Origin of the sequence: Streptomyces araujoniae (assembly GCF_050871195.1) — a bacterium.
Classification (GTDB): Bacteria; Actinomycetota; Actinomycetes; order Streptomycetales; family Streptomycetaceae; genus Streptomyces; species Streptomyces bacillaris.
This window is the reverse complement of record NZ_CP194070.1, coordinates 2,001,668-2,020,413: the sequence shown is the minus strand read 5'-3', so window position 1 is coordinate 2,020,413 and position 18,746 is coordinate 2,001,668. Positions and strand designations below refer to the sequence as shown.

Genomic DNA, 18,746 nt, shown 5'->3' with positions numbered 1-18,746 from the left:
GAGGAGAGAAGAGACCGTGGACGTGGTGTGGTCGGGCGACTGGGTGGCCGAGCGGCTGGGCGTGGCCCTGGAGGGCGACGGGGAGCTGCGGGAACTGCTGGGCCTCGCCCTGCGGCGCAACCCCAAGCGGGCCCATCTGCTCGTCTCCAACGTGCTGGGCAAGCACGTGCCCCAGAAGCCTGCTGTCGTGTACGGGGCGGGGTACGGGCTCGGTGAGCGGGTCCGGGCGCTCCTCGGCGCCGAGGAGGCCCGCCGCGCGGTGGTCCTCGGGTACGCGGAGACGGCCACCGGCCTCGGCCACGCCGTCGCGGACGGCCTGCGGGACGCCCCGTACCTCCACTCCACCCGGCGCCCGGTCGCGGGCGTGGCCCCGGCGGGCGGCTTCGAGGAGGCCCATTCGCACGCCACCTCGCATCTGCTGCTGCCGGAGGACCCGGAGCTGCTGGCGGGCGGAGCGGAGGCGTCCACTCTGGTGCTGGTCGACGACGAGTTCTCCACCGGCAACACCGTGCTGAACACCATCCGCGCGCTGCACGAGTCGCACCCGCGCGAGCGGTACGTGATCGTCGCGCTGGTCGACATGCGCTCACCCGCGGACCGCGACCGGCTGACCGCGTTCGCCACCGAGATCGGCGCCCGAGTCGACCTGGTGACCCGCGCCGCCGGAACGGTGTCGCTGCCGGACGGCGTACTGGAACGCGGCCAGGCGCTGGTCGCGGAACGGGAGGCGGAACAGGCGTCCCCGCCCGGGCAGGCGGAACAGGCCGCGCGGGCCGGACGGGCCGGACGGGCCCAGACGCGGGCGCGGGCCGGAGGAGCCGGTGCGGACGCTGGCGCGGACCCGTCCACAGGCGTCGGGAGAGCCGCGGGTGACTCCGGGGAGACCCCCGAAGGCCGCATCGCCGGTGGACCCGCGGGCGACTCCGGAAGGGCCCCCGAAGCACCCGCCCCCCTCACCCGGGTCGACCTCGGCTGGCCCGCGGGCGTCCCGGACGGCGGCCGGCACGGCTTCACCCCGGCCTACCGGGCGGCGCTCGAAGAGGCGCTCCCGGGCATGGCGGAGCGGATCGCGGCCGCGCTGGGGCCGGAGCCGCGCCGGATCCTCGTCCTCGGGTTCGAGGAGCTGATGTACGCGCCGCTGCGCCTGGGCACCGCCCTGGAGGAGACGCTGGGCGCGGACACCGACGTCCGCTACTCCACCACCACCCGCTCCCCGGTCCTCGCCGTCGACGACCCCGGCTACGCGATACGCACGCGCCTCGTCTTCCCGGCCCACGACGCCCCGGCGGACGGCCCCGGCGACCGGTACGCGTACAACGTGGCGGGCGCGGGCTTCGACGCGGTGGTCGCCGTCGTCGACTCCGCCGCCGACACCCCCGAACTGCACGCCCCCGACGGCCTGCTGGCCCGCCTGGCGGCCCACACCGGCCACGTCCTCCTCGCGGTGGTCCCCTCGTACACCCCCCGCCCCACTCCCGCCCCCCACCAGGAGCCCTCCGTGCTGCCCGAGCCCCTCCGCGGACCCGCCTTCTCCAGTTACGCGCCCGAGGACGTCGGCTGGCTGCTCCAGGACCTCTCGGACACCCGGCTGGAGGCGCCCACCGAGGAGCGCGAGGAGGCCATCCAGAGCGGCGGCGCGCACTACGCGGAGTCGCTGCCCGTGGAGTACCAGCCGAGCGCCGCGTACCAGGCCCTGTTCACCGCCGCCCTGGACGCCTCGGCCGCGCGCATCGCCCGTGCGGTGGGCACCGTCACCGAGACGGTCCTCGCCGAGCGCGGCCCGCGCCCGGTCCTCGTCTCGCTCGCCCGCGCCGGTACGCCGGTCGGCGTGCTGATGCGCCACTGGGCCCGCCTCCGGCACGGCCTCGACCTCCCGCACTACGCGGTCTCCATCGTCCGGGGCCGGGGCATCGACGCCACCGCGCTGCGCTGGCTCGCCGCCCACCACGACCCGGCCGACGTGGTGTTCGTCGACGGCTGGACGGGGAAGGGCGCGATCACCCGCGAACTGGCGGCGGCGATCAGCGCGTTCGAGGAGTCCAGCGGGATCTCCGGCTTCGACCCGGAGATCGCGGTGCTCGCCGACCCGGGCGGCTGCGTCCGTACGTACGGCACCCGCGAGGACTTCCTGATCCCCTCGGCCTGCCTCAACTCCACGGTCTCCGGCCTCATCTCCCGTACGGTGCTCCGCGCCGACCTGGTCGGGCCGGACGACTTCCACGGCGCGAAGTTCTACCGGGAGCTCGCGGAGGCCGACGTCTCGGGCGACTTCCTGGCGGCGGTGTCCGCGCGCTTCGACGAGGTGGCGGACGAGGTGGACGCCGCCGCCAAGGAGCTGTCGGCCGCCGACCGGGCCCCGACCTGGGAGGGCTGGGCCGCCGTCGAGCGGATCAGCGAGGAGTACGGCATCCACGACGTCAACCTGGTCAAGCCGGGCGTGGGCGAGACCACCCGGGTCCTGCTGCGCCGGGTCCCCTGGAAGATCCTGGCCAGGCGCGGGGCGGGCGCGGACCTCCAGCACATCCGGCTGCTGGCCGAGCAGCGCGGCGTCCCGGTCGAGGAGGTCGACGACCTCCCGTACAGCTGTGTCGGTCTGATCCACCCCCGCTACACGCGCGGCGCGACCGGGGCGGACGGCAAGGCGGTCCAGGGCGCATGAGCACGACTTCACCCGCCGCGTCATCGCCCGTCCCGTCGGCCACCCTGGTGGCGAGCGACCTCGACCGTACGCTGATCTACTCGACGGCCGCGCTCGACCTGAGGATGCCCGACGCCGAGGCCCCCCGGCTGCTCTGCGTCGAGGTGTACGGCCACAAGCCCCTCTCGTACATGACGGAGACGGCCGCCCGCCTCCTCACCGAGCTGGCGGGTGCCACGGTCTTCGTCCCCACCACCACCCGCACCCGCGAGCAGTACCACCGCATCCACCTCCCGGGCCCCGCACCCCGGTACGCGATCTGCGCCAACGGCGGCCACATCCTGGTCGACGGCGTCTCCGACCGCGACTGGCAGCAGCAGGTGGAGGCGCGCATCGCGGACGAGTGCGCCCCCCTCACCGAGATCCGCGCCCACCTCGCCGCCACCGCCGACCCGGCCTGGCTCCTCAAGGAACGGGTGGCCGAGAACCTCTTCGCCTACCTGGTCGTCGAGCGCTCCCTGCTGCCCGAGGAGTGGGTGAAGGAGCTGGCGGTGTGGGCGGCGGAACGCGGCTGGACGGTCTCCCTCCAGGGCCGGAAGATCTACGCGGTCCCCGTGCCGCTCACCAAGAGCGCCGCCATGGACGAGGTCGCCCGCCGCACCGGCGCCACCCGCACCCTCGCCGCCGGGGACTCCCTCCTCGACGCGGACCTGCTGCTCGCCGCCGACCTCGGCTGGCGCCCCGGCCACGGCGAACTGGCCGAACACGACTGGCGAGCCCCGCACGTGGTGGCGCTGGAGGAGCGGGGCGGTGCGGCGGGGGAGGAGATCCTGCGCCGCTTCCTGGCCGCGTCGACCGGGTGAGGCCCGGCCCGGTCCGGCGGCCGGTTCGGCTGCGCCGGGGCGCGGGTTGGGCGAGGCTGGGGGCATGACCAAGGGCAACGAAACCAAGATCACGGACGAGCTGTACGCCTACATGCTGGCCCACAACCCGCCGCTCGACCCGGTCCAGCGGGAGCTGGTGGAGACCACCTACGCCCGCTTCCCCGACCACGCGGGCATGGTCTCGGCCGAGGAACAGGCCCCGCTCCTCGCCTTCCTGGTCCGCCTGGTGGGCGCCCGGCACGTGGTGGAGGTCGGCACGTTCACCGGCTTCAGCGCCCTGGCGATGGCCCGCGCGCTGCCCGCCGACGGCACGCTGATCGCCTGCGACATCTCGGAGGAGTGGACGGCGTACGGGCGCGAGGCCTGGGCGAAGGCGGACGTCGCGGACCGGATCGACCTGCGCATCGCCCCGGCCCTGGACACCCTGCGCGCGATGGAGCCCGAACCGCACATCGACTTCGCCTACCTGGACGCGGACAAGGGCGGCTACATCGCGTACTGGGAGGAGCTGGTGCCCCGGATGCGGCAGGGCGGGCTCATCGCCGTGGACAACGTGCTCTTCCACGGCGGTGTCACCGACCCCGAGGCGACCGGATCGGCGGCGGCGATCAAGGAGTTCAACGACCATGCGGCCGCCGACGCCCGAATGGACACCGTGCTGCTCACGGTCGCGGACGGCTTGACACTGGCCCGCAAGAAGTAGCGCGGGGTCCTGCTCTCCGCTGTCGGGCCGCCGCCGTCAGCCGTCGCGGCTCAGCCGCAGCAGCCGCCGCCGCAACAGCCCCCGCCCCCGCCTCCGTTGGAGGGCGCGGGGGCGGACCCGGCGGCGCCCCCCACGGCCACGGCGGAGAGCAGCTTGACGGTGTCGTCGTGCCCGGCCGGGCAGGAGGCCGGGTCCGAGGACTGGGCCATGGGCCGGCTGAGTTCGAACGTGTCGCCGCAGGTACGGCAGCGGAATTCATAGCGAGGCATGGCCACAGGCTAGAGCCATCCCCGCCGGACGGCTACGCCCCCCGACCGGACGGTCATGCACCCCCCGACCGGGAGGTCACGCCCCGCCGACCGGGAGGCCGGACGTCGGCCCCGCCGGTGTCGGATCCCGCTCGCACCGACGGCTCACGTCGGCGCAGGCTCAGCCTCCGCCCCCGCGCTCCTCGCGGATGTCGGAGACGACGCGGGCGGCGGTCTGCCGGACGGCCTCGGTCTCGGTCAGGAAGTGCCAGTAATCGGGGTGACGGCCCTCCAGACCGGCGATGGCCCGGTCCAGGCGGGCCACGGAGTCGTCCAGCGGGCGGGCGTGCCGGGGGTCGGGGGTGTGGCGGCCGGCCATGGCGAGGCGCTGGGCGTCCCGGACGGCGAACCGGGTCCGCTCGATCTCCTGCTGCGGGTCCTTCGCCACGGCGTCCAGCCGCTGGAGCCGGTCCCCGGCGGCGGAGACCGCCTCGTCGACCGCGTTGAGCAGGGCCCGGACCGTGGAGAGCCGGGAGGTGGCATCCGCCCAGCGCTGCTCCTCACGCGCCTTCGCCGCCTCCGCGAGCTTCTCCTCGGCCTGCCGTACGTTGACGGCGGCCTGCTCCGGCACCGGCTGGAGGTCCTGCCAGCAGGCGGCCGAGAACCGCCGCCGCAACTCGCTGAGGACCGGCTCCACCGAGCCCGCCCGCGTGGTCAGGGCCTGGGCGCGGGTCCGCAGCGACACCAGTCGCCGGTCGATCTCGGCGGCCCGCTCCGGCAGCCGCTCAGCCTCCGCCCGCAGGGCCTCCGCGTCGCGCAGGACCACATCGGCCCGCTGGAGCGTCTCGGCGACGCCGTGCTTCCCCGCGCCCTGGTTGAGCTTGGTCAGCTCCGGGGCGAGGGCCGCGAGCCGGGCCGCCAGCTCATCGGCGCGCAGCCCCGCAGCCCGTACCGCATCGAGCGCGTTGCTCGCGCCGAGCAGCGCCTGCCGGGCCCGCTCCACGGCCGGGGCGAGCCGGGCGAGCTGGGTCTCCGCACTGCCCAGCAGTGGCCCGAGCCCCTGCCCGAACCGGTCCAGCTCGCCCTTGACCCGGACGAGATCGTCCTTGGCCCGGGTCAGCTCGGTGCGGGCGCGGGAGGCGACGGAGGGCTCCAGGTCGTCCCGGTCCAGATCATGGCTGTCTACGGCGGTGATGTAGGCATGGCTGACCTCGTCGATCCGCCGCCCCAGCGCCGCGAAGTCCTCCGCCGCCTTGCGGCCGCGCGGGGAGTTGTCCACGGCGTTGATCGTCTCGATGGAGATCTTCAGATCACGCTGGGCGGTGTCCAGCTCGTAGAAGGCCTCGGCGGCCGCGTCCCGTGCTGCCTGGGCCTCGGCGCGCTGGCTCTCCCCGCGCCCGCCGAACCACCGGCGCGTGCCGCCTCCGGCGAAGGCGGCGGGCAGCGCCGCGACGAGGAGTGGCACGGGCAGCAGCACGAGGGCCAGAGCGTCCCGCATCCCTCGCCCCGCCGCACGGTGAGCCCGCCCGCCGGGGGCCGCCCGGTGCTCGTCCGTCGCCGATGGGTGTCCTTGCCCGGCCGGGGCTGCCCTGTGGCCCTGCCTGGCCGGGACTGATCCCTGCTCCTGGGCGGCCGGGGCCGACCACCGACCCGGGGCGCCCTCGTTCCTGGCACCCGGATCACTCCCGACGGCGGAACTCCCACCCGCTCCTGCCTCTGGCCGCGTGTGTGTCGCCGTCACATCCCTCTCCCGTGCTGTTCCGCCCCTGCCCGGTACATTCTCCCACCAGGTAAAGACGAACACACGGGCCCGTTAGTTCGCGGTTCGCACCTTCACTTCCCCGTTGTCGCTGCGGGCCTTCACCACATGGGCGCTGCTCTCGCTGCGCGGTACGTCGACACTGACCTCGCCGTTGTCGGCGCCGGCGGTCACCGCGTACTTCTCTCCGCCCTGCGGCAGATCGATGACGATGCTCCCGTTGTCGCTGACCGTGTCCACGAGATCGGGGACGCCGCTGAACCCGAGCCGGATCTCCCCGTTGTCCGCGCGGGCGAGCACGGACCTGGTGCCTATCCGTTCGGCGAGGACGGACCCGTTGTCGCTCTTGAGGTCGAGCGGCCCGCCGGAGTCCCGTACGACGATGTCGCCGTTGTCGGCGGAGAGCCGCAGCGGGGTGTCGAACCCGTCAGCGGTGACCCGGCCGTTGCCCGCGTCGGCCACCACGGTCACTCCGCGGGGCACCTTCACCTCGTGGCGCGCGGCACAGTTGCTGATCATGGCGTCGCACTTCACCCGGAGCGTGAGGGTGTCGTTCTCCATCTTCCAGTCGGGATCGGGCCCACTGCCCAGCACCACCCACCCGCCGACCTGCCGCTCCACCTCGACCTCGCGGACATCGGCCGGCACCAGGGTCACCGTCGAGTCCGCGGCGTCGATGGTCAGCGTCTTCCCTTTCAGCGCGAACGTCTTGCGCTCCACGGGCGCGTCATCGGCATCGGCGCTCCCGCACCCGGCCAGAGCCAGCGCCACGAGCGCGACCCCGACCCCCACGGCGACCGCACGGCCGGGAACCCCGCGCTGCTTGCGGATCGGTGCGCTGATACGGATGTCCACGGTGATCGGTCCCCCAGGAATGACGGCTGCCAGGAATGACGGCTGCGCGGTGCCACCGGTCGTCACCGCCGGTGCGTACTGCCAACCGTATGTACCGGCACCCCTGCGACGGCATCCGGACCGCCACCGTCTCCGGGGTGGGGTTATCCCCCGGTCCCGCTCGTTCCGGCCGGTCTGGGTCGGCTCCCCCGGTTTTCGTTCGGGCCTCCGGTTTCGCCCGGGTCCGCTGGTCCAGCTCGGGTCCGCTGGTCCCGCTCGGTCGCCCGGTCTCGTCAGGGTCCGCACCGGCGGTCCGGGCCGCCCTATCTGTTTATGACCAGGGGCCCTGTCCATGTACGCTGTTGTCTCCTCCACGGGTGCGTAGCTCAGGGGTAGAGCGCTGCTCTTACAAAGCAGATGTCGGCGGTTCGAAACCGTCCGCGCCCACCGGTGCGACGTACGAAGGCCCCGACCGTCATGGTCGGGGCCTTCGTCGTGCGCTGCCGCCCGCCGGTCCGGGGGAGAGAGCCCGGGGAAGCTCGTGGAATGGGCGCTTCCGAGCCGGTGTTGTGAGGGGGTGGACCAGGAGACCGGTGGCGAACCGTACCTTCCGCCCGAGCCTGCGGACGTACGGCAGCGGCTGCTGGCCGAACGCGGCGCCACCCGGGAGCGTATGGACGCTCTGAGCCGGGATTTCGAGGCCATCGTCGAGGCGAACGCGTTGGTGGCAGTTGACGACGAGCATGACCCCGAGGGGGCGAGCACCGCCTTCGAGCGGGCCCATGTCGCCTCCCTGTTGACGCAGGCGCGCGAGCACCTGGCCGCGCTGGATCTCGCCGTGGAACGGCTGGAGGCCGGTGAGTACGGGCGGTGCGAGCGGTGCGGGGAGCCGATTCCGACGGCGCGGCTGGAGGTGCGGCCGGCTGCTACGACGTGTGTGCGCTGTGCCGGTGGGGTGCGACCCGGCCGGTAGTCGCACTTCATGGTGGGCGCGGCCGGTAGCCGTATTTCATGATGGGCGCGGCACTCGGAGCGGTGGAGCGGTACGGGAGAGGGTGGTTGCTGATGGGAGAGAGCCTTGCGGAGATTCTGGACGGGGCCGCGGCTGGGCGGTTTCCGGTGCCGGACGGGCGTACCACCGTGGTGGAGGCGCCGAGCGGGCGGGACTGGGGGGTGATCGCCTTCACCGCGCACTCGGTGGTGTTCACCGATGAGGATCCCGCGTGGGTCCGTACGACCCTCGCCTCCCTGGACTGCGACGCGCTGGCCGCCACCATGCATCCGCGCTTCCTGAACGCGCTCCTGAAACGGACCGGCCGGACCACCGACACGATCGACCTGCTCACCGTTGCCTCCGCTCTTCCCGGTGATCCTCCGCTGGAGCTGCGGGAGATCACCGATCCGGTCCACCCCCGGGTCGTGAGCGCGCGTCGGCGGCGGGACGGGGTCCGGATGTGGGCGGTCGACGGTGGGGTGCTGGTTCTCGGGCGTGGGGTGGCGGGGCGCTGGGAGGTCGCCGTCGAGCTGGAGGAGGGCGCACGGCACCGGGGGCTCGGGCGGGCCCTGGCCACCGCTGCCCGGCATCTGGTGCCCGAGGGGGAGCCGCTCTGGTCGCAGCAGGCGGCGGGCAACGCGCGCAGTATCAGGGCGTTCCAGGCCGCCGGGTTCCGGCCGGTGGGCTCCGAGGCGTTGCTGCTCGTGCCGTAGGGCCTCGTGCCGTAGGGCGAGGGGGCGCCGGACGGTGGAGCGTGGGGCAGTGGGGGAGCCGGGCGCGTGGGCGTGCGTTCGTTCCGGGATGCGGTCCCGAAGCCGCCGGGGCACCGTGTAGGCATGGCCGCGCATCCGCCCGTGATCGTCCACCCGCCCTCCGCGTCCGGAGCGCGGCGGGTCACCGTGCACGGGCAGATCGTAGGCGTGGCGCACGGGCGGGGCGAGGTGGCCGCGTTGCTGCGGGCCGCCGGGTTCGCGCCGGGGCCCGACCAGGCCGTCGAGCTGGACCGGCCGGGGCTGATCGAATGGCGGGGCGGGGACCTCGACACCTGGGGATGACCCCCGTCAGGTGTCACCCGAACGGGTGCGTCCAGGTGGCTGGCAAGAAGGGCCGGGAGGAACGTCGAAACTGATCTGCGTGCCGCATCGGCGCAGGTCAGGACAGCAGGCGCTCCGCGCCTGTCCCGGCCTAGGAGGTCCCATGTCCCAGCCCACCGCACCTACACCCGGGTCCTCGCGCCCCGTCACGGACGACGGCGTCGGCAACGCGTGGGCCGGCGGCGGAACGCTGTTCGCCGGTTTCCTGCTTCTCGTCGACGGTGTGCTCGGGGTGATCAAGGGTGTCGCCGGGATCGCCACCAACGACGTGTACGCGGCGGTCAACGACTACGTCTTCAAGTTCAACGTCACCGCGTGGGGCTGGATCCACCTCGTCCTCGGTGTCGTCCTGATCTTCGTCGGCTGGGGCATCCTCAAGGGCGCGACCTGGGCCCGGGCCGTGGGCATCGCCCTCGTCTCGCTGAACCTGATCGCCAACTTCATGTGGCTCCCGTACACGCCGATCTGGGCCATCGTCACCATCGCCATCGACGTCTTCATCATCTGGGCGCTCTGCACCGACCGCTCGGAACCGGCGGTCTGACGGCCGGCACCGGGCCGTTGTCAGTGGTGAGGTCCACACTGGAACCATGTGCCGCAGCATCAAGACCCTTCGACCGCCCGCCCTCCCCGAAGAGGCCACCGAGGAGGACATGCGGGCCGCAGCCCTTCAGTACGTGCGCAAGGTGTCCGGTTTCCGGGCGCCCGCCGCGCACAACCGGGAGGTGTTCGACCGGGCCGTCGACGAGATCACCGCAGCCACGATGAAGCTGCTCGACGGGCTGGAGATACGGGGCTCCGCCCGGGGCCACGCCGCCCCTGTGGATGCCCCTGCCGCCGCCGCGACCGCCGCGCGGGGTGCCTCCGGCGGATGAGCATCGCCCGGTCCCGGGCGGCGGACAAGCGTCGACCGGGACCGGGATGCCTCAGGCCCTCAGGGCGAGACCGGTGCCGGTGCGGGTGAGGCGACCGGGGTCGGTCCGTTCGGCTGGCCGGGAACCGCGCCCCGCACCGGGCCGGGGGCCTCCGCCGCCCGGGAATCGGCGGGCGGGGACGGCACGGCGTCGGAATCCTGGAGCGCTTCCGGCGAGGCCGCCGCCGCAGCGGCCCGCACCGCCGCCGGGCGGCGCTTCACGACGAATGCCGCCAGTGCGCCCGCCATGAACAGGGCCAGCACCGAGACGGCCGTCCCGAACCAGGTCGAGCCCAGCCACCGGCCCCCGAAGTAGCCGAGCCCCACGCTGTACCCCGCCCAGGCCAGGCCCGCCAGGGCCGACCAGGGCAGGAAGTCCCGCACCCGGCGACGGGCGGCGCCCGCCCCCAGGGAGACCACCGAGCGGCCGGCGGGGGCGAACCGGGCGATGACCACGAGTGCGCCACCGCCCCTGCTCAGTGCCGCGCCGAGACGTTCCTGCGCCCTGGTGAGGCGGCGTGACCGGGCGATCGCCCGGTCCAGCCGGTCGCCCCCGCGCCAGGCCAGCCGGTACGCGACCAGATCACCGAGGACCGATGCGGTGGCCGCGCAGAGGATGAGGACGAGGAGCGAGGGCACCTCGCCGGTCGCGTTGCCGGACCCGTTGACACCGGTGGAGCCCGCGGCGGCGGCGGTGGCGGCCGTGATGACCAGGACCCCGCTCGGCAGGAGGGGGAGGAAGACGTCCAGGAGGACCGAGACCGCGACCACGACGTAGATCCATGGACTGCTGGTCAGCGCACCCAGACTCTCTAGCACCCGTCGACTCCCCGATCGTGTCAACGCCGCGACGTCGCAGGGGAGCGGCATGGGCGGCAGGTTCGGCTGTACAGCGTACGCCGGAGAGTTCCTCGTGGATCGTTCAGGGTGGGGTGATGTTGTGCGGGTCACGTACCCCTCGTGCCCCGTGGGCGGTACGGGCCGTTAGGGAGGCGAAGGCGACCGGCACGAACGAGAGCAGGGGCAGCGCATGACCGGATCAGTGGACCGCGCGGTGGCAGGAGAGGGCAGGAGGACCGGGCGGCGGAAGGTCCTGGTGGGGGTGGCCGCCGTCATGATGCTCGCCGGTGGTGGCGCCTCCATCGCCCATGGCGCGGCGGACGGCCCCGGCGGTGGAGGGCACGCGGCCCACGGCCCCGCGAGCGCCGGTGGCAGCGCGGACGGACAGGCGAACCCGGGCGGAAAGGCGGACGCGGACGGAAAGGCGGACGCGGACGGACAGACGAGCGAAGTCGGCATGGTCGGCGGAGCCTCGCGGAGCGGGGGGTTCTGGATGCGGGCCGACGGGGTGTTCTCCCCGCCCGGCTCCTTCGTCCCGTCCGACGCCCTGACGTACGACACCGGCCTGGTCCCGGCCGCCGCGCGGATCGAGGTCACGCAGTACGCCGACCGGACCACCGCCCGCGTCGGCACCCGGCTCAGGGGGCTCCTCCCGAACCGGGCGTACGGGATGCATGTGCACACCTCGCCCTGTGCGGCCGATCCCGCCTCGGCGGGCCCGCACTACCAGCACAGCGCCTCGGCCACCGCGGATCCGGTCAACGAGGTGTGGCTCGACTTCCGCACCGACCGGAACGGCGCCGGTGCGGCGGAGGCCCGGCACGACTGGGGGTTCCGGGACGGCGGCGCCCGGTCGGTGATCATCCACGATGTGCAGGGCGGGGCGGGCAAGCGGATCGCCTGCTTCACCGTGCCGTTCTCGTCGTGAGCCGTGAGCCGTGAGCCGTGAGCCGTGAGTACTGACCTGTGAGCCGTGGGCACTGAGCTGTGAGGACTGGCTCTTGGCCCTGAGCGCTCAGCCCTGGGCCTCCTGCGTAGGGGCGGACCAGTCACCTGAACACCCCCGCCGGGTCGGCTCCGGCGGGGGTGTTCAGGCGTTCCGGTGTGCCGGAAGGCCGGGCCGGGTGTCAGGCGAGGTCAGGCCGGGACGGCCGTGGCCGGCTCGCGGCGGGACTCCTCGGCGGAGCCGCGCTCGGAGCGTGCCCCGAGGAGCCGGTCCACGGCTCCCGCGCCCGGGCCGGTGAAGACCAGCAGCAGGAACGCCCAGCAGAAGAGGGCCGAGGCCTCGCCGCCGTTGCCCACCGGGGTGAGCGCCTCGGGCTGGTGGACGACGAAGTAGGCGTAGGCCATCGAGCCGGAGGCCAGGAAGGCGGCGATGCGGGTGCCGAGGCCGAGGGCGACCAGGGTGCCGCAGACCAGCTGGATCAGGGCCGCGTACCAGCCCGGCCAGGCTCCGACCTCCGGCTCACGGCCGCCGAAGAGGCCGAAGAGGCTGGAGGCGCCATGGATCGCGAAGATCAGGCCGATGACGAAGCGGAAGAGGCCGAGCGCATAGGGCTGGGCCCCGTTCAGGCGAGTGGACATGGGGGGTGGGCTCCTTCGGTCTGGGTGGGGACATGAACCGACTGAGCGCCTCAGGTTAGGGAAACCTCACCAGTACTTGCAACTTCAACATTCTGGCGTGTGGCTGAAAAGTGACTACGACTCCTTGGTGAGTGAACGCTCAAGAACCTTCACCAGCAGGTTGTTCCTGAAGGTCGACTTGGCCTGGACCAATGTCAGCGCAGAGTTCCGGCCATGCAGGGTCAGCGTCATCAACTGGTTGCCGAACCAGGGGCCGCCCGTCCTGCTCCACGACACCGGCGGGCGCTGGGTACGGCCGTGCCGGATCAGCAGTCGGCCGATGGTCCGGCCCACCCCGCTCCAGCCGAAGCGGAATGTCCAACGGAGCGATCGGGGAACCGAGTTGTGCAGGGGTGAGCACGTCAGCTGGAGGACGCGGGACTCCGGTGCGCCGCCGGACGCGGTGTCGGGCCAGCGCGGCTCGGCGATGTAGGCGTGGTGCAGGTCCCCGGACAGCACACATACCGTCGCCGGGGCCTCCGGGCCGCTCCCCGACCGGCGGAGCAGCTCCGTGAACCGGTCGAAGGAATCCGGGAACGCGGCCCAGTGTTCGAGATCGGCCGCCCGGCGCACCTTCTCGCCGAAACGTGCCCACCGGCTGCCGCGCGACCCTCCGCACAGGGCCGCGTTCCAGCTCTCCGCGTCATGGGCGAGCGGCGGCAGCAGCCACGGCAGCGAGCTGCCGATCAGGATGTGGTCGTACGCGGAGGGGTCCGCGAGCACCGTGTCGCGGAGCCAGGCCGCCTCGCGGTCGTCCAGCATCGCCCGCCGGCCCTCGGACAGGACGCGGGCCGCCCGGGTGTCCACCATCAGCAGTTGTACTCGGCCGAAAATACGCTGGTAGCTCCAGCGGGTTCCGGCCGGATCCGCGTCCGCCCCGGCGGCGTGGCGACGCAGCGCCTCCGTGCCGTCGGGGACGGCCCGGACCGTGGCGTACAAGGGGTCGGTGGCCAGTTCGGCGGGGGAGAGGTTCCCCAGGTGCTGGTAGACCCAGTACGACATCAGCCCGCTGACGATCCGTTCGTGCCACCAGGGCGTGGCGCGAATCTGCTCCTGCCAGGCGGCGCTGGTGTTCCAGTCGTCGATGACGTCGTGATCGTCGAAGATCATGCAGCTCGGCACGGTGGAGAGCAGCCAGCGGACCTCGGGGTCGCGCCAGGACTCGTCGTAGAGGCAGGTGTACTCCTCGTAGTCCGCCACCTCCGCGCCCGGCGGTTCGCGCAGATCGCGCCGGGCCGCCAGCCTGCGCCGCGTCGCCCCGGACGTCTCGTCCGCGTACACCTGGTCGCCCAGCAGGAGGAGGACGTCCGGGCGCTCGGCGGCCGGGTCGGCGGCGAGCCGGGCGGCCAGGGTGACCAGCGCGTCCGGGCCCGCCGGGTCGTGCCCGTCGGCGGGCGCCGCGGCCCAGCGGCAGGAGCCGAACGCGATACGGAGGGCGGGAGCGGGCCCGTCCTCGCCCGGTCCGCTCCCGGCCGACGGGCCCGCCGCCGCAGGGGTGGTGATCGTGCTCGGCGGGAGGCGGGAGTCCTCGGGCGGCCAGACGCGCCGGCTCCCGATCCGTACCTCGTACGCCGTCGTCGTGCCGGGCGTCAGCCCCTCCACGACCACCAGGGCGTAGTGGTGCCCGGCCACCGCGAACGTCGGGGACGCGCCCGAGGCGCCGTCCGCGCACCGGACCTCCACGGTGCACGGACGGCTCGCCTCGACCCAGACGGTCGCGGTGGAGCCGGACTCGTGGTCGACGTACCGCAGCAGTGGTCCCAGAAGCAGCCCGGCCATGTCGTGCCCTCCTCGCGCCGTACGTCACGGATGGGCTCCGTAACGTACAGAACCGCGCGGAGGAGCGCACGGGTGCCGCGCGCCACGTGCTGCGTGCCGGGGCGGGCGAGCGGGTGGGGGCGCACGGCCGGTGCCGGTGCCGGGTGCGGGCCGGCGTGTGGGTGCGCCGTTGTGCGCCCGACGCCCGACGCTCGGTGCCCGACGCCTGATGCCCGGTGGTCGACGCCCGGCGCCCGGTGGCCGCCGCCCGCTAGTCGGCGCCCGGTTGGTCGCCGCGGTTCGCAGGTCGCGGGGTTGAGGGGCCGCGCGGTCGCTCGGGGCGTGGCTCTCGCGGAGGGGCGCTCAGCAGCCGTTGAGCGCCGACTGCAGTGCGCTCTTCTCGGCGGAGTCCACCTTGAGGCCGTAGTAGTGCTTCACGTGCACCCACGCGCGGACGTACGTGCACTTGTACGCGGCGCGCGGCGGCAGCCACTTGGCCGGGTCCTTGTCGCCCTTGGACTGGTTGACGTTGTCGGTCACCGCGATGAGCTGCGGGCGGGCCAGGTCGTTGGCGAAGGCCTGGCGCTGGGCGTTGGTCCAGCTGCTCGCGCCGGAGCGCCAGGCCTCGGCGAGCGGGACCATGTGGTCGATGTCGACATCGGACGCGGCGCTCCAGGTCGCGCCGTCGTACGGCGAGTACCAACTCCCGCTGACGGCGGCACAGGAGGCGTCCTGCTGGACGTTCGTACCGTCCCGCTTGAGGACGACCTCGCGGGTGTTGCAGGTGCCCGACTGGGTGATCCAGTGCGGGAACTTGTCGCGGCTGTAACCGCTGGAGGAGCCCTCGGCGGCGACGGTGAGCTGGCCGAGGTAGGTGCGCGCGGTCGCCGCGCTGACCGGGGTGGGCATGGCGGCCTGGGCGGTCGGGGCGGTGAGCAGTACGGAGGTGGCGGCGAGGGCGGCGGTGGCGGCGGCGACCAGTGAGCGACGCGCGTAGATACCGGACATGCGAACTCCCTTGATGTGGGGGTGCGTTGGCGGGCGGCATGTGGAGCCCGTCCAGCGTGGCGGCGCCAGGTTTCCAGGGGATGGGCGCCAGGTGACAGCGTGACGACATGTTCACGTCACATCAAGGGGTGTGACAGATCGTGCGGAAGTGAAACGTCCGCCGGGGTGGGGTGGTTGGGGGCGGAGGCGTGTCGTCCGGGCGGGACGGAGCGGGGGTGAGGGTGTGGGGGTAAGGGGTGCGGTTCCGCGGCGGGCGGGGCCGGGTGGGGCGTGACGGCGGGGTCCGGGGCGGATCTATCGTTGCCGCGTGCTGCTTCCGGTCTCCCCGACCCTCGGGGTCGTCCTCGTCGTCCTGCTCGTTCTCGCCGCGGCGATCGCCGCGTGGGCCCGGCTCGGCCGTTCGCGCGAGATCCTGGTCGCCGGGGTGCGGGCCGCGGCCCAACTCGCCGTTGTCTCCCTGCTCATCGGCTGGGTGGCCCAGCGGCTGGGGCCGCTGCTCGCGTTCCTGGTGCTGATGTTCGCCGTGGCCGCGTGGACGGCCGGGCGCCGGGTCACCCCCAACCGCACCGGGTGGTGGGCGGCCGTGCCGATCGGGGCGGGGGCGCTCCCGGTGGTCGGGCTCCTGGTGGTCACGGGGCTCGTGCCCGTCCGGGGGCCGGCCCTCATCCCGGTGGCGGGCATCCTGATCGGCGGAGCGCTCACCGCGACCGTGCTCGGCGGGCGGCGCGCCCTGGACGAACTCGCCACCCGTTACGGGGAGGTGGAGGCGGGGATGGCGCTCGGGCTGCTCGACCGGGACGCCCGGCTGGAGATCGTGCGGCCCGCGACCGCGGACGCGCTGCTGCCGGGGCTGGATCAGACGCGGACGGTGGGGCTCGTCACGCTGCCGGGGGCCTTCGTGGGCATGCTGCTGGGCGGCGCCTCACCGGTGGAGGCGGGCGCCGTGCAGCTCTTCGTCCTAGTGGCGTTGATGGCGGTGCAGGTGGTGGCCGTCGCGGTGGTGCTGGAACTGGTCGCGCGGGGCGGCTGCACCGGGATTGAGTCCGGGCGCCTGCGAGGGCGGCCGCCGGGGCTTCCGGGGGCGGCCGCCGGGGCTCCGGGGGCGGGTCGGGGCGTCGGCCGGGGCGACTCCCCGAGGGGCAGGCTCCGGCGACTCCGTTGGTTCCAGGGGTTCCAGAGGTTCCGGCGGCTCCAGGGGTTCCGGCGGCTTACGCCGCCGTGATGTGCAGGCGGATCGCGCCGTCCTCGGCCGCCTCCACCCGGATCCGCGTCAGGTCCTCGACGTGCGCGTCCGGCGCCAGGGCCGCGGCGCGCGGGCCGACGCCCACGACCCGCATCCCGGCCGCCCGGCCCGCGGCGATGCCCGCCTCGGAGTCCTCGAACACGATGCAGTCGGCCGGGTCGAACCCCAGCTCCGCCGCGCCCTTGAGGAAGCCCTCCGGGTCCGGCTTGCTGGCGCCCACCTGCTCGGCGGTGACGCGGACGGCGGGCATCCGCAGTTCGGCCGCGCCCATCCGGGCCGCCGCGAGCGCGCTGTCGGCCGAGGTCACCAGGGCGTGCGGGAGGTCGGTGATCGCGGCCATGAACGCGGGGGCGCCGCCGACCGGGACCACGCCGTCGACGTCGGCGGTCTCCTCGGCGAGCATCGCCCGGTTGTCCGCGTAGTTCTCCTCGACGGGGCGGTCCGGGAGCAGGACGGCCATCGTGGCGTACCCCTGGCGGCCGTGGACCACCTTGAGCGCCGCCTCGGGGTCCAGTCCGTGCCGGAGGGCCCACCGGCGCCAGCAGCGCTCGACGACCGCGTCGGAGTTCACGAGGGTGCCGTCCATGTCCAGAAGGAGGGCGCGTGCGGTGAGGACGGTGGCCGGCATCGGCTGACTCCAGAGCGCGGGGGTGGTGGTGCGGTGGTACGGCGGTGCTGAGCACAGGGCAGCCCCGCCCGGTACAAGAGCAGCCCCGCCCGCCGGTCAGGGAGTGCGGGCGGGAGCTACTTTGTTCCACGAAGATACAAAAACCTGCGCCGGAAAGCCAATCCCGCCCGTCACGCTCCTGTCCGCCGTGCCCGTCGCCCGTGCCCCCCTCGCCCGTGCCCCGTGCCTATGTCCTCCGCCCGTGCCCTCCGCTGTCTTGCCGCCGTCCGTGCGTCCCCGGTCAGCCCCGACCGCGCCCCGTCGTCTCCGCCTCCAGCACGCGCCGGGTGTTCGGCCCGTACACGCCGGGCGGGTCGCCCTCGATCGCCTGGTAGGACTGGTAGACCCGTACGGCGTTCTCGACCCGGTCGTTGAAGTTCTCGTCCGAGGGGCCGTGGTAGAGCCACACCTCCTTGAGCCGGTTCTGCAACTCGCCCACCTGCGGCCCGTGGTCTCCGCGTCGCAGCGAGGACGGGGCCAGCTCCGCGGGCGGGGCGGCGGAGGGCGGAGCCGGGCTCTCGGGCGCCGGTGCGGACGGGGTGCCGGGGGTCGGCTCCGTCGATGCGCTGGGGCTCGGCTCGGCGCTCGCGGAAGGGGAGGCCGAGGCGGACGGCGACGCCGACTCCGAAGGGGAGGGCGACGCCGATGCCGTACGGGAGGGGGCGGCCGAGGGGGAGGGTGACGGGGCGACGGAGGCCGCCGCCGGTTCGTCCGCCGTGTCCGGGGCGCTCGTGGTGGCCTCCGGCAGGGCCTCGTCCTGGCTCCCGTCCCGGTCGAAGAGCCCGCCGGCGAAGGCCGCCGTGCCGACCACCGCCGCCACGGCCGCGCCGACGGCGAGGGCCGCGAAGGGGCGCCTCCGGCGCGGCTGCACGGGGTCGGGGGCGCCGGGGGGCGCGCCGTGAGGGGGCTCAGCGCCGAAGCCGGGGCCCACGCCCATCGCCGCGGTGCGCCGCCTGCTCTCGTCGGCCGCGGGGGGTGCGCCGGAGCCGTGGCCGGGCCCCGCACCCATGCCCGTACCCGGTCCCATGCCCGTACGGGGGTCCGCGCCCGGTCCCGTGACGCTGCCCTGTCCCGTGACGTCGACCGGTCCCAGGGCGCCGCCCAGGTTCAGCCGCATCGTGGGGGCCGCGTCGGCGCCCCCGGCGCCTCGCGAGGCCGGGGTGTCGTCCCCCGTCGGCCCCGGGTCGTCACCCGGCGACGCTTCTCCCAGCGTCACGTAGGGCCTGATCCGCAGCGGGTCGAAGTCCTCCGCCGCCGCCATCTCCGCCGAGCGGGCGGCGCGCAGCTCGTCCCCCATGAGCCGCGTGGTGTCCGCGTCCGTCTCCGTGCCGCACCGGCAGGGCAGCACCCGGTGCTCCGTGCCGGGCTCGCCCGCCGTCGTCCGTCTACCGCACTCCGGGCATGCGTGTCCGGTCATCGTGGGTCCCCTCCCTTGAACTGCTGCGATTATGCAGCCCGCCCCGGCGAACCCCAATGCCCCATCCGTGCCCGACAGGACACGGACGGTGCTCGGCAGGCCATAACAGGGCAGAACGGCCAG

Annotated in this window: 18 protein-coding genes, 1 tRNA gene and 1 pseudogene; 11 read left to right on the top strand and 9 right to left on the bottom strand. The window is 74.0% G+C overall.

Features of this window, described 5'->3' with window-relative positions; genetic code table 11:
• Positions 1-16 precede the first annotated feature (16 nt).
• From ACQ9ZG_RS08635 to ACQ9ZG_RS08625, 3 genes are all read left to right on the top strand, one after another.
• On the top strand, positions 17-2,659 hold the full coding sequence (locus tag ACQ9ZG_RS08635; protein WP_499280222.1) for a phosphoribosyltransferase: 2,643 nt from the start codon (positions 17-19) through the stop codon (positions 2,657-2,659).
• Positions 2,656-3,501 (top strand): HAD family hydrolase, encoded by an 846-nt coding sequence (locus tag ACQ9ZG_RS08630; RefSeq protein ID WP_109917355.1) that lies wholly within the window; start codon positions 2,656-2,658, stop codon positions 3,499-3,501. Before ACQ9ZG_RS08635 ends, ACQ9ZG_RS08630 begins: the two co-directional genes overlap by 4 nt.
• Positions 3,502-3,565: 64 nt before the next feature.
• Entirely contained in the window at positions 3,566-4,225 is a 660-nt protein-coding gene (locus ACQ9ZG_RS08625; RefSeq protein ID WP_109917354.1) for an O-methyltransferase, read from the top strand.
• A gap of 50 nt (positions 4,226-4,275) precedes the next feature.
• Here ACQ9ZG_RS08625 and ACQ9ZG_RS08620 read toward each other — a convergent pair whose 3' ends face one another.
• The 3 genes from ACQ9ZG_RS08620 to ACQ9ZG_RS08610 all read right to left on the bottom strand — a co-directional run bounded on the left by ACQ9ZG_RS08620 (position 4,276) and on the right by ACQ9ZG_RS08610 (position 7,087).
• Positions 4,276-4,494 carry an FmdB family zinc ribbon protein gene (locus ACQ9ZG_RS08620; protein WP_026237319.1) on the bottom strand — a complete coding sequence of 73 codons (219 nt, stop codon included), beginning with the start codon at positions 4,492-4,494 and terminating at the stop codon, positions 4,276-4,278.
• A 160-nt stretch (positions 4,495-4,654) separates the two neighbouring features.
• Complete coding sequence (locus ACQ9ZG_RS08615) at positions 4,655-6,214, bottom strand: hypothetical protein (protein WP_499280221.1); 1,560 nt, start codon at positions 6,212-6,214, stop codon at positions 4,655-4,657.
• 72 nt (positions 6,215-6,286) lie between these two features.
• Positions 6,287-7,087 carry a DUF4097 family beta strand repeat-containing protein gene (locus tag ACQ9ZG_RS08610; RefSeq protein WP_109915235.1) on the bottom strand — a complete coding sequence of 267 codons (801 nt, stop codon included), beginning with the start codon at positions 7,085-7,087 and terminating at the stop codon, positions 6,287-6,289.
• A 354-nt stretch (positions 7,088-7,441) separates the two neighbouring features.
• On the opposite strand from ACQ9ZG_RS08610, the gene ACQ9ZG_RS08605 reads away from it, so the two are divergent.
• The 6 genes from ACQ9ZG_RS08605 to ACQ9ZG_RS08580 all read left to right on the top strand — a co-directional run bounded on the left by ACQ9ZG_RS08605 (position 7,442) and on the right by ACQ9ZG_RS08580 (position 10,029).
• Positions 7,442-7,513 (top strand) — tRNA-Val (locus ACQ9ZG_RS08605).
• Positions 7,514-7,643: 130 nt separating this feature from the next.
• Complete coding sequence (locus tag ACQ9ZG_RS08600; protein WP_109915234.1) at positions 7,644-8,039, top strand: TraR/DksA family transcriptional regulator; 396 nt, start codon at positions 7,644-7,646, stop codon at positions 8,037-8,039.
• A gap of 92 nt (positions 8,040-8,131) precedes the next feature.
• On the top strand, positions 8,132-8,773 hold the full coding sequence (locus ACQ9ZG_RS08595; RefSeq protein WP_109915236.1) for a GNAT family N-acetyltransferase: 642 nt from the start codon (positions 8,132-8,134) through the stop codon (positions 8,771-8,773).
• Positions 8,774-8,896: 123 nt separating this feature from the next.
• A complete protein-coding gene (locus ACQ9ZG_RS08590) occupies positions 8,897-9,115 on the top strand; it encodes a hypothetical protein (RefSeq protein WP_018486914.1) in 219 nt (72 codons plus the stop codon).
• 142 nt (positions 9,116-9,257) lie between these two features.
• Entirely contained in the window at positions 9,258-9,698 is a 441-nt protein-coding gene (locus tag ACQ9ZG_RS08585) for a DUF7144 family membrane protein (protein ID WP_018486913.1), read from the top strand.
• Positions 9,699-9,744: 46 nt separating this feature from the next.
• The gene (locus ACQ9ZG_RS08580; protein WP_109915233.1) at positions 9,745-10,029 is read left to right on the top strand and encodes a DUF2277 domain-containing protein; all 285 of its coding nucleotides are present in this window, start codon (positions 9,745-9,747) and stop codon (positions 10,027-10,029) included.
• Positions 10,030-10,088: 59 nt separating this feature from the next.
• Here the strand turns inward: ACQ9ZG_RS08580 and ACQ9ZG_RS08575 are convergent, their stop codons facing one another.
• Positions 10,089-10,886, bottom strand: coding sequence for a DedA family protein (locus ACQ9ZG_RS08575; RefSeq protein ID WP_084995914.1), 798 nt, complete (start codon positions 10,884-10,886; stop codon positions 10,089-10,091).
• A 211-nt stretch (positions 10,887-11,097) separates the two neighbouring features.
• Here ACQ9ZG_RS08575 and ACQ9ZG_RS08570 point away from each other — a divergent pair, with 211 nt between their 5' ends.
• Complete coding sequence (locus ACQ9ZG_RS08570) at positions 11,098-11,835, top strand: superoxide dismutase family protein (protein ID WP_258312138.1); 738 nt, start codon at positions 11,098-11,100, stop codon at positions 11,833-11,835.
• Positions 11,836-12,044: 209 nt separating this feature from the next.
• On the opposite strand, the gene ACQ9ZG_RS08565 is transcribed toward ACQ9ZG_RS08570, so the two are convergent.
• From ACQ9ZG_RS08565 to ACQ9ZG_RS08555, 3 genes are all read right to left on the bottom strand, one after another.
• Complete coding sequence (locus ACQ9ZG_RS08565; RefSeq protein ID WP_028415407.1) at positions 12,045-12,491, bottom strand: DoxX family protein; 447 nt, start codon at positions 12,489-12,491, stop codon at positions 12,045-12,047.
• Between the two features lie 114 nt (positions 12,492-12,605).
• Positions 12,606-14,309 carry an alkaline phosphatase D family protein gene (locus ACQ9ZG_RS08560; RefSeq protein ID WP_499280219.1) on the bottom strand — a complete coding sequence of 568 codons (1,704 nt, stop codon included), beginning with the start codon at positions 14,307-14,309 and terminating at the stop codon, positions 12,606-12,608.
• A 342-nt stretch (positions 14,310-14,651) separates the two neighbouring features.
• On the bottom strand, positions 14,652-15,296 hold the full coding sequence (locus ACQ9ZG_RS08555; protein ID WP_028415409.1) for an HNH endonuclease family protein: 645 nt from the start codon (positions 15,294-15,296) through the stop codon (positions 14,652-14,654).
• A 307-nt stretch (positions 15,297-15,603) separates the two neighbouring features.
• Here ACQ9ZG_RS08555 and ACQ9ZG_RS08550 point away from each other — a divergent pair.
• Positions 15,604-16,337, top strand: a pseudogene (locus ACQ9ZG_RS08550) (ABC transporter permease).
• 167 nt (positions 16,338-16,504) lie between these two features.
• Here the strand turns inward: ACQ9ZG_RS08550 and ACQ9ZG_RS08545 are convergent.
• Positions 16,505-17,167, bottom strand: coding sequence for an HAD-IA family hydrolase (locus tag ACQ9ZG_RS08545; RefSeq protein ID WP_099220698.1), 663 nt, complete (start codon positions 17,165-17,167; stop codon positions 16,505-16,507).
• 280 nt (positions 17,168-17,447) lie between these two features.
• Positions 17,448-18,623 (bottom strand): peptidoglycan-binding domain-containing protein, encoded by a 1,176-nt coding sequence (locus ACQ9ZG_RS08540; protein WP_499280218.1) that lies wholly within the window; start codon positions 18,621-18,623, stop codon positions 17,448-17,450.
• Positions 18,624-18,746: the final 123 nt, after the last annotated feature.